At 71.2% G+C, this 13,840-nt stretch carries 9 protein-coding genes; 1 reads left to right on the top strand and 8 read right to left on the bottom strand.

The genetic code is table 11. From position 1 onward, the window contains the following. Window positions 1–5: 5 nt before the first annotated feature. The 6 genes from ABD671_RS00540 to ABD671_RS00565 form a co-directional block, all read right to left on the bottom strand. On the bottom strand, window positions 6–1,292 hold the full coding sequence (locus ABD671_RS00540; RefSeq protein WP_344731230.1) for a class I SAM-dependent methyltransferase: 1,287 nt from the start codon (window positions 1,290–1,292) through the stop codon (window positions 6–8). Beyond that, complete coding sequence (locus ABD671_RS00545; protein WP_344731231.1) at window positions 1,289–2,707, bottom strand: FAD-binding oxidoreductase; 1,419 nt, start codon at window positions 2,705–2,707, stop codon at window positions 1,289–1,291. The genes ABD671_RS00540 and ABD671_RS00545 overlap by 4 nt, the downstream gene beginning before the upstream one ends. A 108-nt stretch (window positions 2,708–2,815) precedes the next feature. Then, window positions 2,816–3,169 carry a cytidine deaminase gene (locus tag ABD671_RS00550; protein ID WP_344731233.1) on the bottom strand — a complete coding sequence of 118 codons (354 nt, stop codon included), beginning with the start codon at window positions 3,167–3,169 and terminating at the stop codon, window positions 2,816–2,818. Next, window positions 3,150–4,487: a hemolysin family protein gene (locus ABD671_RS00555; RefSeq protein WP_344731234.1), complete on the bottom strand. Its 1,338-nt coding sequence runs from the start codon at window positions 4,485–4,487 to the stop codon at window positions 3,150–3,152. Before ABD671_RS00555 ends, ABD671_RS00550 begins: the two co-directional genes overlap by 20 nt. A gap of 22 nt (window positions 4,488–4,509) precedes the next feature. Then, window positions 4,510–4,971, bottom strand: a complete 462-nt coding sequence (ybeY, locus tag ABD671_RS00560; RefSeq protein WP_344731235.1) for an rRNA maturation RNase YbeY — start codon at window positions 4,969–4,971, stop codon at window positions 4,510–4,512. Next, on the bottom strand, window positions 4,968–5,963 hold the full coding sequence (locus ABD671_RS00565; RefSeq protein ID WP_344731449.1) for a PhoH family protein: 996 nt from the start codon (window positions 5,961–5,963) through the stop codon (window positions 4,968–4,970). The genes ybeY and ABD671_RS00565 overlap by 4 nt, the downstream gene beginning before the upstream one ends. Window positions 5,964–6,181: 218 nt before the next feature. Here ABD671_RS00565 and ABD671_RS00570 point away from each other — a divergent pair, with 218 nt between their 5' ends. Then, entirely contained in the window at window positions 6,182–8,983 is a 2,802-nt protein-coding gene (locus ABD671_RS00570) for an ATP-binding protein (RefSeq protein ID WP_344731236.1), read from the top strand. Between the two features lie 27 nt (window positions 8,984–9,010). Here ABD671_RS00570 and leuA read toward each other — a convergent pair whose 3' ends face one another. Together leuA and polA are read right to left on the bottom strand one after the other, a co-directional pair. Then, window positions 9,011–10,696 (bottom strand): 2-isopropylmalate synthase, encoded by a 1,686-nt coding sequence (gene leuA / locus ABD671_RS00575; protein WP_344731450.1) that lies wholly within the window; start codon window positions 10,694–10,696, stop codon window positions 9,011–9,013. 424 nt (window positions 10,697–11,120) lie between these two features. Beyond that, window positions 11,121–13,820: a DNA polymerase I gene (gene polA / locus ABD671_RS00580; RefSeq protein WP_344731237.1), complete on the bottom strand. Its 2,700-nt coding sequence runs from the start codon at window positions 13,818–13,820 to the stop codon at window positions 11,121–11,123. Between the last annotated feature and the right edge of the window lie 20 nt (window positions 13,821–13,840).

Consider the following 13,840-nt stretch of genomic DNA (forward strand, 5'->3'; position numbering starts at 1 on the left):
GGTAGTCACCACGTGGGGCGCAGCGGGAATCCTCCGTCGTCGCCGTCCTCGGTGCGCACGGCCAGCACCTGGTGCAGCTGGATCTCGTTGCGCTCGAACGCCAGCCGGCTGCCGGCCATGTAGAGGCCCCACACGCGGGCGGTGCCCTCGCCGACCTCGGCCACGCAGGCGTCCCAGTTCTCCACGAGGTTGCGGCACCACTCGCGCAGCGTCATCGCGTAGTGCAGCCGCAGGTTCTCCTCGTGCATGACCTCCAGGCCGACGTCCTGGGCGACGGTGATGATCGTGCCCGAACCCGTCAGCTCGCCGTCGGGGAAGACGTAGCGGTCGATGAACTGGCCGGTGTCGGTGGGCTCGTTGGTGGCGCGGGTGATGCAGTGGTTGAGCAGCCTGCCGCCCGGGCGCAAGTGGTCGCGCAGGAACCCGAAGTAGTCGGGGTAGTTGCGCACGCCGATGTGCTCGGTCAGGCCGATCGAGCTGATGGCGTCGAAGTCGCCCTCCAGCACCTCCCGGTAGTCGCCGTGGCGCACCTCGGCGAGGTCGCCGAGCCCGTCACGGTCGATGGCTGCCTTGGCCCAGGAGGCCTGCTCGGCGCTGAGGGTGACCCCGAGGGCCTGGACGCCGTACTCGCGGGCGGCGTGGCGCACCATGCCGCCCCAGCCGCAGCCGACGTCGAGCAGCCGCATGCCGGGCCCGAGACCGAGCTTGCGGCACACGAGGTCGAACTTCTCGGCCTGCGCCTCCTCCAGGCTCGCGCCCTCCTTGGGGAAGACCGCGCAGGTGTAGGCCATCGAGGGGCCGAGCACGTACTCGTAGAACTCGTTGGAGACGTCGTAGTGGTGGTGGATCGCCTCGGCGTCGCGCGACAGCGAGTGCCGCACGCCCTCCAGCGTCCGGCGCCACCGCGGCAGGTGCTCCTGGGGCGGCGGGGCCGGTGGACGCAGGTGCGAGAGGCCGAGACCGCGCAGCAGGGTGATCGCCTCGGTGACGCTGGGGACCCGGAAGCGCAGGTGGTTCTGGAGCAGCTTCATCGCCTCGTACGGGTCGCCGGGGTGGACGCCGTGGACGACGAGGTCGCCGGAGACGTAGGCCCGCGCCATGCCGAGGTCGCCGGGGGCGGTGAGCAGGTAGGACAGGCCGCGGGGGGTGCGCAGCTCGAGCCGGATGTCGGCGTCGACCGGACCGGCGCTCGAACCGTCGTAGGCCTCGAGGCGCACCGGCATGCCGTCACGCAGGAGGGAGGCGACGGCGTCGCCGATGGAGAGCTGGGGACGTGAACCGAGAAGGGTCACTTCTTCTTCACCGCCTTGTCGTAGAGGGATGTGAGCCGTCCGTCGGGGTCGTGGGTGGCCCGCACGGCGTCGAGATGGGAGACGTGGTAGAGCGACTCGAAGGTGTCGCGGTCGTAGAAGGCCTCGGAGTACAGGGACTTGTGGCCGCCGAGGGCGTGCACCCGCTCCTCGATGGCCCGGTTCGTGGGGCCCTCGGGCGCCTCGGGGCCGACGTGCACGGTGCCCCAGAAGCCGGCGTTGACGTAGACCCGACCAGGTTCGAGCGGGTAGATCGGCCACTGCGCGCCGGTGGCGGTGCCGCGGGAGACCAGCGGGCACAGCCAGACCGGTCGCATGCCGACCTCGGCGTCGAACCAGTCGAGGAAGGCGGGCAGCTGCTCGACCGGCACCTCGATGTCCTGGATGACCTTCTCGCGCAGCGGGCGACCCGCGCGACGATCGAGGCGGCGCACGATCCCGAAGCGCTCGTCGAGCCCGATGAGCCGGTGGTAGACGTCCGAGCGGCGCCAGCGGCGCGGCCACACCCGCCGCACGAGCGGGTGCTGCACCCCGAACGCGCCCGAGCACCAGAACCAGTCGGTGTCCCAGCGCCACAGGTAGTCCTCCATCGTGAGGACGTCGTCGGTGCGCTGCTGGATGCTGCGGTAGAAGATCTGCTGCCCGGTGTAGTCGGAGGGGGCCTGGGCGATGCCGTCGCAGGTGGCGGGGCTCGCGCTCCATGTCGCCAGGGTCAGGTAGTACTCCCCCGGCGCGAACGCCACGCCGTCCAGGCCGTCGACCGGGACGCCGTCGTGGGTGCCGTCGGCGGTGATGCGCGCGATCGCCTCGACCAGCCGCGCGGCGTCGTCGAAGCGCACATGCCGCAGCGCGACGTAGGCCGGCACCGACTCCAGGGAGATCCGCAGCCGGGTGGCGTAGCCGAGGCTGCCGTAGGAGTTCGGGAAGGCGTCGAACAGCTCGTCGCCGGGGCGGCAGGTGACGATGCGACCCGACCCGGTGAGCACGTCCATCTCCAGCACCGATTCGTGCGGCAGGCCGTTGCGGAAGCTGGTCGACTCGATGCCGAGGCCGGTGACCGCTCCGCCGAGGGTGATGGTGCGCAGCTGTGGGACGACGTAGGGGATCAGCCCGTACGGCAGCGTGACCTCGACGAGCCGCTCGTAGGTGCACATGCCCTGCACGTCGGCGGTGCGGGCGACCGGGTCGACCGCGATGACGTCGTCGAGCCCGCTGACGTCGAGCCCGACCACGCCCTCGGCGCCGCGCGGACGGAAGAGGTTCGAGGTGCGCTTGGCCAGGCGCACCGGGGCGCCGGCCGGGATCGCGGCGTAGGAGGACTCCAGGCGGGCGACCGCCTCGCGGTGCCGCCGCCAGGAGCGACTGTCGAGGGTGTCGCGCAGGCTGTTCGCAGTCACAGCCAGCAAGCTACTCCTGACGTGCGTCGGAGCTGTTGCGGAGCGGTGGCGGACGCGTCGCGCCTACTCCAAAGGGTGGTGGCCGCACCCCGCCGCGGCTGCTGGCGTCTAGACCGCGGCGGACGACGTGCCGCTGGCCAGGATCGTGCCGCGGTGGTCGCCGCGATGGACGACGACGGCGTCGCCCGCGAAGTCCCGCAGCGCGGCGAGGTCGCCCTCGGCCACGGACGTCGCCGCGGTGAGGACGACGGCCGCCTCCAGGCCGCGGGAGCCCGAGGCCACGGCCATCGCGATGCAGGTGCCGAGCGCGGAGACCCGGAGCGAGGGCAGGTCGACGGTGGCGGCGGCGTAGGTGCGCCCGTCGCTGTCGCGCACCGCGGCGCCCTCGGCGGCGCCGGTGCGGGCCCGGGTGGCGCGGGCGAGGGTGACGAGCTTGGCGTCCTCAGCGCTCAGATCGGGCATCGGCGGGCTCCTCCTCGGGGGCCGGAGCCTCGACATCGTCGGCTCCGGGGACGGTCACGGGACTGATCAGCACCGAGCTGATCTTGTTGCGGCGGCCGGCGACGGCCTCGGCCACGAAGCGCAGGCCGTGGGCCTCGACCATCGAGCCGGGGATCGGCACCAGGCCGAGATGCTTGGCCATCAGCCCGCCGACGGAGTCGACGTCCTCCTCCTCGACGTCGAAGCCGACGAGCTCCTCGAGGTCGTCGACGGGGTAGCGCGAGGAGACCCGGAAGACGCCGTCGCCGAGGTCCTCGACCTCCGCGCCCTCGACGTCGTACTCGTCGGTGATCTCCCCGACGATCTCCTCGAGGATGTCCTCGATGGTGACCAGGCCGGCGGTGCCGCCGTACTCGTCGATGACGATCGCGAGGTGCTGGCGGCGGGCCTGCATCTCCTTGAGCAGGTCGTCGACCGGCTTGGACTCCGGCACCCAGTAGGCGGGCCGCATGACCTCCTCGACGCGCTGCACGAGCTCGGCGTCGGGCGCCTCGAAGTCGCGGCGCACGACGTCCTTGAGGTAGACCACGCCGAGGATGTCGTCGAGGTTGTCGTCGATGACCGGCAGCCGCGAGAAACCCGAACGCAGGAACAGCGAGGTGGCCTGCCGCAGGTTCTTGTAGCGCTCGACAAAGACCACGTCGCCGCGCGGCACCATGACCTCCCGGGCGGTCGTGTCGCCCAGCTCGAAGACCGAGTGGATCATCTTGCGTTCCTCGGACTCGATCACCGCCGTGGCCTCGGCCAGGTCGACGAGCTCGCGCAGCTCGTTCTCGGTGGCGAAGGGGCCTTCGCGGAACCCCTTGCCCGGGGTGATCGCGTTGCCGAGCACGATCAGCAGCCGCGGCAGCGGACCCAGCACCCGGGTGAGCACGATGAGCGGCCCGGCCGTCAGCAGCGCGACGGTGGTGTCGTGCTGACGGCCCAGGGTGCGCGGGCCGACGCCGACCACGACGAAGGAGACCAGCAGCATGATCCCGATGGCGATCAGCGCGCCGATCCATCGCGGGCCGCCGGCGATCTCCTCGACCTGGTAGGCGACGATCACGATCGCGGCGATCTCGCAGGCGAGTCGGCCGAACAGCGCGGTGTTGAGGTAGGAGGCGGCGTCCTCGACGAAGACCGTCAGCCGGGCGGCGCCCGGACGCCGTTCGGCGACCAGGTCGGCGGCGCGACTGTGGGAGAAGGAGGCCAGCGCGGCCTCGGCGGCCGAGAAGAGCCCGGCGAGGACGACGAGGGCCGCGGCGCCGAGGAGCGGCAGCAGATGCGGGGTGGTCACGGGTGCGGGAGGGGTCGCCCGGTCAGCGGACGGGGGTGCGGGTGCGCCAGGCGAGCAGCAGGTCGTCCTGGAGACCGAACATCTCGCGGTGCTCCTCCGGCTCGGCGTGGTCGTAGCCGAGCAGGTGCAGGATGCCGTGCACCGTGAGCAGCTCGATCTCGGCCTCGACACCGTGGCCGGCCGCCTCGCCCTGCTTCTCCGCGACCGCGGGGCAGAGCACGAGGTCGCCGAGCACGCCCTCCTCGGGCTCCTCGTCGAGCAGACCGGGACGCAGCTCGTCCATCGGGAAGGCCAGCACGTCGGTGGGGCCCTCCTTCTCCATCCACTGCTCGTTGAGCTCGGCGATGGTGGCCTCGTCGACCGCCTTGATGCACAGCTCGGCAAGCGGGTGCACCCGCATGCGGTCCATCACGAACCGGGCGAGCTGCTGCAGGCCCCGCTCGTCGAGGTCGATCCCGGACTCGTTGAGGATCTCGATGCTCACCGACGCTCCTGGTTGCGCTGGGACGGGCGCTGGGCCCGCGCCACCGGACCGGCCGGTGCGGTGTCATCCTGGCCGAGTTCGCGGCGCGCGTCGAACTCGTCGTAGGCGGCGACGATGCGGCCCACCAGGCGGTGGCGCACGACGTCGCCGGCGGAGAGCCGGTTGAAGGAGATGTCCTCGACGCCGTCGAGGATGCTCTCGATGACCCGCAGGCCCGACTTCTGCCCGGTCGGCAGGTCGACCTGGGTGACGTCGCCGGTGACGACGATCTTCGAGCCGAACCCGAGGCGGGTCAGGAACATCTTCATCTGCTCCGGCGAGGTGTTCTGGGCCTCGTCGAGGATGATGAAGGAGTCGTTGAGGGTGCGCCCGCGCATGTAGGCGAGCGGCGCGACCTCGACCGTGCCGGCCGCGAGGAGCTTGGGGATCGTCTCGGGGTCGACCATGTCGTGCAAGGCGTCGTAGAGCGGGCGCAGGTAGGGGTCGATCTTCTCGCTCAGGGTGCCGGGCAGGAAGCCGAGACGCTCGCCGGCCTCGACCGCCGGGCGGGTGAGGATGATGCGGTTGACCTGCTTGGACTGCAGCGCCTGCACCGCCTTGGCCATCGCCAGGTAGGTCTTGCCGGTACCGGCCGGACCGATGCCGAAGGTGATGGTGTGGGCGTCGATCGCGTCGACGTAGCGCTTCTGGTTGAGCGTCTTGGGGCGGATCGACCGGCCGCGGTTGCTGAGGATGTTGAGGCTCAGCACGTCGGCGGGGCGTTCGGTGGTCTCGGCGCGCAGCATCGAGTGCACCCGCTCGACCGTCTCGGAGGTGATGCCCTGCCCGGTGCGCAGGATCGTGACGAGCTCCTCCAGGAGCCGTTCGACCAGGGCGATCTCCCCGGGTTCGCCCTTGAGCGCGATGCGGTTGCCGCGCACGTGGATCTCAGCGTCGAAGGCGCCCTCGATGATCCCGAGGTACTCGTCGCCGGGTCCGAGGAGGCTCACCATGTCGATGCTGGTGGGCACCACCACGGTGTGACGGGTCTGGTGGACGGGTGCCGAGGCACCCTGCTGGCGGGAGGAACCGGAGGCGGAGTCAGTCATGGATGCCCGGGCGGGCGTCTCTTTCTGTTCGGCGATCGACCCCACCATGCTACGTCGGGCTGCCTGGACCACCCAGCGAGTTCTCCCGCGGGCGGACGCGCGCAGGCACGAGAATGACCGGCATGACCGGTGGGAAGGTCCTGGGGCTGCGGGCGGCGACGCTGCTCGTCGTCCTCATCGTGGCCGCCACCGCCCTCGCCGTCCGCCTGGCTCCCGGCGAGGATCCCGTCACGGTCTTCTGGCCCACGGCCGGTTTCTCGGTGATGCTGCTGGCCGGGCTGCGGCCGGGCCTGCGCTCCTGGGTGCCGGCCACCGTCGTGGTGGCCGCGGCGGTGGCGCTGGGCCAGGAGCTCGCAGGGCGCGGCGGCTCCGTCGCCTCGGCGGTGGCGGTCTCGCAGGCCGTCGACGCACTGGTCGCCGCACTCGTCCTGCGCGCCGACCCCCGCGACCTCCGCACGCCCCGTGACCTGCGCCTGACCACCGTCGAGGACTTCCTGCGGTTGCTGCTCGCCTCGACCGTCGCCGCAGTGGTCGCTGGTGGCGTCGCCAGCGCGTGGATCTCCGCCCTCGCCGCCGACGCCCCGTGGTCGGGGCTGGAGGTCTTCCGCGCGGTCGCGACCGCGTACGCCGCCGCGACGCTCGTGCTGGTGCCGCTCGTGCTGGCCCGCCGGTTCCACCGCAGCGCCGGCTCCTCGGAGGAGCTGGCACTCCAGGTCGTGGCCCTCCTCGGCGCCCTGGCCTACGTCTTCGCCCCCGGTCAGGACCTGCCGGTGGCCTTCGCGCCGCTCGCGGTGCTGGTCTGGGGCGCCTTGCGTTTCGACACCCTCACCATCGCCGGCGAGGTGGCGGTGGTCGCGGTCGTCGCCGCCGCCACCACCCGCGAGGGATGGGGCCCGATCGGCAACGCGCGCGCCGAGGGCACGATCAGCGAACTCACCGCGACGACGCTGACCCAGGTGCTGCTGGTCTCGACGGTCGTGGTGGCGCTGCCGCTCGTCCTGACCGCCCAGCAGCGGCGCTACCTGCTGCGTCGGCTCTCCTCCGACGAGCAACGGTTCCGGCGCAGCTTCGCCCAGTCGGCGGTCGGCCAGGTGCTGCTACGACGCGAGGGCGAGGCGCTGGTCATCTCCGACATCAACGCCGCCGCCGTCGACCTGCTCGGCCTCGCGCGCGAGCAGCTGGTCGCCACCCGCATCGACCAGCACCTGCGGGGGCGGGCCCTGACGGCGGCGATCGCCGGTGCCGTGGCCGGACGCGGCGGCGGCCACCGCATCCAGGCCGACGTCGCCGCCCGCACCGCTCGGGTCGACGTCGCGCTCTCGAAGGTCTCCGGGCCCGGCGAGCCCGACCTGTTCTCCGCGCAACTGCTCGACGCCACGGCCGAGTACGACGCCCGACGACGGCTCGAGCAGGCCGAGAAGCTGACCAGCACCACCCTCGACACGACCGCCTGCATCGTGCTCGTGACCGATCTCGACGGCCGCATCGTGCGGGTCAACGCCGCCACGACCGAGATCACCGGCTACGCGGCGTCCGAGCTGGTCGGGCGCCCCGTCTGGAAGACCACGCTGGCGCCGAGCGACGCCGCCGACCTCGAGGCCCTGTTCCTGTGGCCCAACCGTTCGGGCACCCCCGTCGTGCGCGAGAACGACGTCGTCGTCCGCGACGGCAGCCGTCGGCGCATCGTGTGGACCTCGAACATGGTGCGCGACGAGCTCGGCCTGCCCGCGTACGCCGTCATGACCGGCATCGACGTCACCACCGAGCGGGCGGCCGCGGGGCTGGTCACCCATCTCATGCAGGCCTCCATCACCACGGCGCTCGTCGGTGTCGACGCGGCCGGCCTCATCACCGTCTTCAACTCCGGAGCCCAGCGCCTGCTCGACTTCGAGGCCTCCGAGCAGATCGGACGCCCCTTCACCGGGCTCTTCGATCCGGTGCAGCTGCTCGAGCGCACCGGCACCGACGACCTCGACGTCGCCTTCCGCAAGCTCACCACCGAGCTCCGCGAGGACGGCGAGCTCCCCCACCGGGACTGGACCTGGATCGACCGCGCCGGCCGGCAGCACGCGGTGTCGATGTCGTTGAGCGTCGCCGATCCGCTCGGCGGCACCGGCGGCGGCACGCTGCTGTGCGTGGCCCGTGACGTCACCGAGCAGCGCCGCAGCCAGGAGCTGCTGGTCGCGGCGCTGGAGAAGGAGCGTACGGCCGTGGAGCGCCTCCGGGTGCTCGACGACGCCAAGAGCGACTTCGTCTCGACGGTCTCCCACGAGCTGCGCACGCCGGTGACCAGCATCCTCGGCTACACCGAGATGCTGCTGGACGGTTCGATGGGCGAGCCCGACCCCGACCAGCGTCCGCTGCTGGAGACCATCCGGCGCAACGGCGAGCGGCTCATCGACCTGTGCAACGACCTGCTCACCCTCAGCGGCCTGGACTCCGGCAGCGTGCAGTGGAAGGCCGAGGAGGTCGACCTGGGGCGGCTCCTGCGCGACGTGGCCGGCACGATCGCGCCGCTGCTCAAGGGCCGCGACCTGCACTTCGACGTCGAGACCCCGGCCGCACCGGTCGTCGTCGCAGGCGACGGCGCCCAGCTCGAACGCGTCCTGGACAACCTGCTGAGCAACGCGGTGAAGTTCACCGAGGACGGCGGTCTGGTGCGGGCCGAGGTCTCCAGCGACGGCGAGTCGGCGATCATCAAGGTGCGCGACACCGGCATCGGCATCCCGTTGGAGGAGCAGGACCGCCTGTTCCAGCGCTTCTACCGCAGCTCGACCGCACAGCGGCAGGCGATCCAGGGCACCGGCCTCGGGCTCTCGATCGTGCAGTCGATCGTCGCCTCCCACGGCGGCACGGTGCGGGTGCGGTCGGCGCACCAGGAGGGCAGCAGCTTCACCGTGACGATCCCGCTCGCGCGTTCGTGACGCGAGCGGGACCGTCCGGCGTCGGGCTCAGCCCTCGGCGACGGCGCGGTTGACCGCGCTGATCACGGCCTTGAGCGAGGCGGTGACGATGTTGGCGTCGATGCCGACACCCCAGTGGATGCGGTCGCGCACCGAGCACTCCACGTAGGCGGCCGCCACGGCGTCGCCGCCGGCCGAGAGGGCGTGCTCGGCGTAGTCGAGCACCCGGACGTCGAAGTCGTGCTCGAGCTCGTTGATCGCGTTCACGAACGCCGCGATCGGGCCGTTGCCCAGACCCTCGAGGCTGCGCACCTCGCCGTCGACGTAGAGGTTGACCGAGAGGGCGTCCTTCTCCCCCGCCGCCGAGGAGGTGTGCACCGAGTTGAGTCGCAGCGGCACCTCCTTGTCGAGGTACTCGCGGCGGAAGATCGCCCAGATCTCCTCCGGGGTCACCTCGCCGCCCTCGGCGTCGGTGTGCTGCTGGATGACCCGGCTGAACTCGATCTGCGCGCGGCGCGGCAGGTCGAGCTTGTGCTCGGCCTTCAGCACGTAGGCGACACCGCCCTTGCCGGACTGGCTGTTGACCCGGATGACCGCCTCGTAGCTCCGGCCGACGTCCTTGGGGTCGATCGGCAGGTACGGAACCGCCCAGGTGTGCTCGTCGACCGGGACGCCGGCGGCCGCGGCGTCGCGCTCGAGCGCCTCGAACCCCTTCTTGATGGCGTCCTGGTGGGAGCCGGAGAAGGCCGTGTAGACGAGGTCGCCGCCGTAGGGGTGGCGCTCGGCGACCGGCAGCTGGTTGCAGTACTCGACCGTGCGGCGGATCTCGTCGATGTCGCTGAAGTCGATCTGCGGATCGATGCCCTGGGTGAACAGGTTGAGGCCGAGGGTGACCAGGCAGACGTTGCCGGTGCGCTCGCCGTTGCCGAACAGGCAGCCCTCGATGCGGTCGGCGCCGGCCAGGTAGCCCAGCTCGGCCGCGGCCACGGCGGTGCCGCGGTCGTTGTGCGGGTGCAGCGACAGCACGACGTGCTCGCGGTAGGCGAGGTGGCGGTGCATCCACTCGATGGAGTCGGCGTAGACGTTGGGCGTGGCCATCTCGACGGTGGCGGGCAGGTTGATGATGACCGGCTTCTCGGCCGTCGGCTCGAAGACGTCCATGACGGCGTTGCAGACGCGGACGGCGAACTCCAGCTCGGTGCCGGTGTAGCTCTCCGGGCTGTACTCGTAGAAGACCGTCGTGCCCGGGATGGTCTCCTCGTACTTCTTGCACAGCCGGGCGCCCTGCACGGCGATGTCGAGGATGCCGTCCATGTCGAGGCCGAAGACCACGCGACGCTGCAGCGTGGAGGTGGAGTTGTAGAGGTGGACGATCGCCTGCTTGGCGCCGTTCAGCGACTCGTAGGTGCGGGCGATCAGCTCCTCGCGGGCCTGGGTCAGCACCTGGATGACGACGTCATCGGGGATGTGGCCCTCCTCGATGAGCTGGCGCACGAAGTCGAAGTCGGTCTGGCTGGCGCTGGGGAAGCCGACCTCGATCTCCTTGTAGCCCATGGCCACCAGCAGCTTGAACATCTTCAGCTTGCGGGCGGGGCTCATCGGGTCGATCAGCGCCTGGTTGCCGTCGCGCAGGTCGACGGCGCACCAGCGCGGCGCCTTCTCGATCTGCTTGTCCGGCCAGGTGCGGTCGGCCAGGACGACGGGGATGAAGGGCTCGTAGCGGCCGAACGGCATGCCGGAGGGCTGCTGCGGATTGTCGGCCGGGTTGGAACGGATGCTGCTCACGGGACTCTCTCCTGCTGATGGATGCGGTGCCGGCGCACGAGGACTCCGCAGCGAGGAGGTCGGCGGATCAGACCTCGCTGCGGCAGCGAAGGAGGAGCAGGCGCATCATGGTGAGCCCAGGGTAGCCCACGGTGGTCGTGGAGGTCACACCGGTGGGCGATCGCACCCGCTGGCGCGCTCGGTCACTGAGGTGCGAGCGCAGCGAGCCCACCCGGTCACTGAGGTGCGAGCGGAGCGAGCCTCGAAGTGCCCGCTCCGCGAGACCGCCGGTACCGGACGGCGCCCGCCTCGACGGGTTTCGAGGCGACTCGCTGGCGCTCGTCGCACCTCAACCACCGACCACCGACGATCGCATCCGCTGGCGCGGCTGCGATCAGTGCGCGGCCTCGTGCCAGCTGCGTCCGGTGCCCACCGACACGTCGAGCGGGACGGTGAGCGCGGCGGCTGCACCCATCCGCTCGCGGACGACGGCCTCGAGCGCCTCGGCCTCCCCCGGCGCGACCTCGAGCACGAGCTCGTCGTGCACCTGGAGCAGCAGCCGCGACCGGAGACCCTGAGTCTCCAGAGCCTCCTGGACGCCGAGCATCGCGATCTTGATGAGGTCGGCGGCCGAGCCCTGGATGGGTGCGTTCAGCGCCATCCGCTCGGCCATCTCGCGGCGCTGGCGGTTGTCGCTGGTGAGGTCGGGCAGGTAGCGGCGGCGTCCTTCGATCGTCTCGGTGAAGCCGGACTTGCGGGCCTCCTCGACGATGCCGCCGAGGTAGTCGCGCACCCCGCCGAAGGTCTCGAAGTAGTCGTCCATGAGCAGACGGGCCTCGCCGGGGTCGATGCCGAGCTGCTGGGAGAGGCCGAAGGCGGAGAGCCCGTAGGCCAGGCCGTAGTTCATCGCCTTGATCTTGGCCCGTTGCTCGACCCCGATCTCACTCTCCGGCAGGTCGAAGACCCGGGCCGCGGTGATGGAGTGGAAGTCGCTGCCCGAGCGGAACGCCTCGATGAGCAGGGCGTCCTCGGAGAGGTGCGCCATGATCCGCATCTCGATCTGGCTGTAGTCGGCGGTCATGAGGGACTCGAAGCCCTCGCCGACCACGAACCCCTCGCGGATGCGGCGTCCCTCCTCGGTGCGGATCGGGATGTTCTGGAGGTTCGGCTCGGTGCTAGAGAGCCGGCCGGTGGCCGCGATCGTCTGGTTGAACGTGGTGTGGATGCGCCCGTCGGGGGCGACCGACTTGAGCAGCCCCTCGATGGTCTGGCGCAGCCGGGTGACGTCGCGGTGGCGCAGCAGGTGCAGCAGGAACGGGTGCTCGGTCTTGGCGTAGAGCGCCTGGAGAGCGTCGGCGTCGGTGGTGTACCCCGTCTTGGTGCGCTTGGTCTTGGGCATGTCGAGCTCGTCGAAGAGCACGACCTGGAGCTGCTTGGGCGAGCCGAGGTTGATCTCCTTGCCGATGACGGCGTAGGCCGCGTCGGCAGCGGCGCGCACCTCGGTGGCGAAGTGCTCCTCGAGACCACCGAGATAGTCCGTGTCGACGGCGATGCCGGTCTGCTCCATGCGCGCCAGCAGGTGGACGAGGGGCAGCTCGATCTCCCCGAGCAACCGGGTGCCGCCGTGGTCGGCCACCGCCTCCTGGAGGGTCGCGCCGAGGTCGACCACGGCACGGGCCCGCAGCATCGCGGCGTCGGCCAGTGCGGTGTCGGAGCCGGGGCCCTCGTCGAAGAGCATGCCCTGGTCGCCGCCGGACTCCTCCTTCAGCTCCCGCTTGAGGTAGCGGACCGTGAGGTCGGCGAGATCGTAGGAGCGCTGGTCGGGGCGGACCAGATAGGCCGCCAGCGCCGTGTCGACGGCGAGCCCGGCGACCTCCCACCCGTGGGCGGCCAGGGCCAGGATCGGCCCCTTCGCGTCATGGAGGACCTTGGGGACGCCCGCGTCGGCGAGCCAGGCGGCCAGCGCGGCGTCGTCGGCCGGGGTCAGCTCGGCGACGTCGACGTACCCGGCCTCACCCTCGGAGGTGGCGAGCGCGAGCGCCTCGACGCTGCCGGTGCCGGCGCCCCAGGTGCCCCGCACGTCGACGCCGACCGGACCGGCGCCGAGGGTGGCCAGGAAGTCGGCCACGGCACCGGGCTCGACCCGGCGTCCGGAGAGCTCGAAGCCGCCCTCCTCGACCTCCTCCTCGCTGGTGAGGGTCTCGAAGAGCCGGTCGCGCAGCACCCGGAACTCCAGGCTGTCGAAGAGGGTGTGCACCTCCTGGCGGTCCCACGGGCGCATGCCGAGATCGGCCGGGCCGACCTCGAGGTCGAGGTCGGTGACCAGGCGGTTCAGACGGCGGTTGCGCATGACGTCGCCGAGGTGGGCGCGGAGGTTCTCCCCCGCCTTGCCGGTGACCTTGTCGGCGTGGGTGATGAGGTTGTCGAGGCCGTCGTAGGTGGCCAGCCACTTGGCCGCCGTCTTCGGGCCCACGCCCGGGATGCCCGGGAGGTTGTCGGAGTCCTCCCCGACGAGCGCGGCGAGCTCGGGGTAGCGCGCCGGTGCGACGCCGTACTTCGCCTCGACCGCCTCGGGCGTCATGCGGGCGAGGTCGCTGACCCCGCGCATCGGGTAGAGGACCGTCGAGTCGTCGCTGACCAGCTGGAGGGAGTCGCGGTCGCCGGTGAGGATCAGCACCTCCATGCCGGCGGCGGTGGCCTGGGTGGCGAGCGTGGCGATGATGTCGTCGGCCTCGTACCCCTCCTTCTTCAGGAACGGGATGCGCAGGGCGTCGAGCACCTCCTCGATCAGCGGCAGCTGGCTGGAGAACTCGCCGGGCGTCTTGTTGCGCTTCGCCTTGTACTCGGCGTACTCCTCCATGCGGAAGGTCTGGCGGCTGACGTCGAAGGCGACGGCGAGGTGGGTCGGCTGCTCGTCGCGGAGCACGTTGATGAGCATGCTGGTGAAGCCGTAGACCGCGTTCGTGAACTGGCCGGTGGTGGTCGAGAAGTTCTCGACCGGGAGGGCGAAGAACGCCCGGTACGCCAGCGAATGGCCGTCGAGGAGCAGCAGGCGGGGACGTCCCTCGGCGGACGTCGGCGTCGATGCGGTCACCCGCCGACTCTAACGAGCCC

The organism is Nocardioides fonticola, from assembly GCF_039536805.1.
In the GTDB taxonomy this organism is placed as follows: domain Bacteria; phylum Actinomycetota; class Actinomycetes; order Propionibacteriales; family Nocardioidaceae; genus Nocardioides; species Nocardioides fonticola.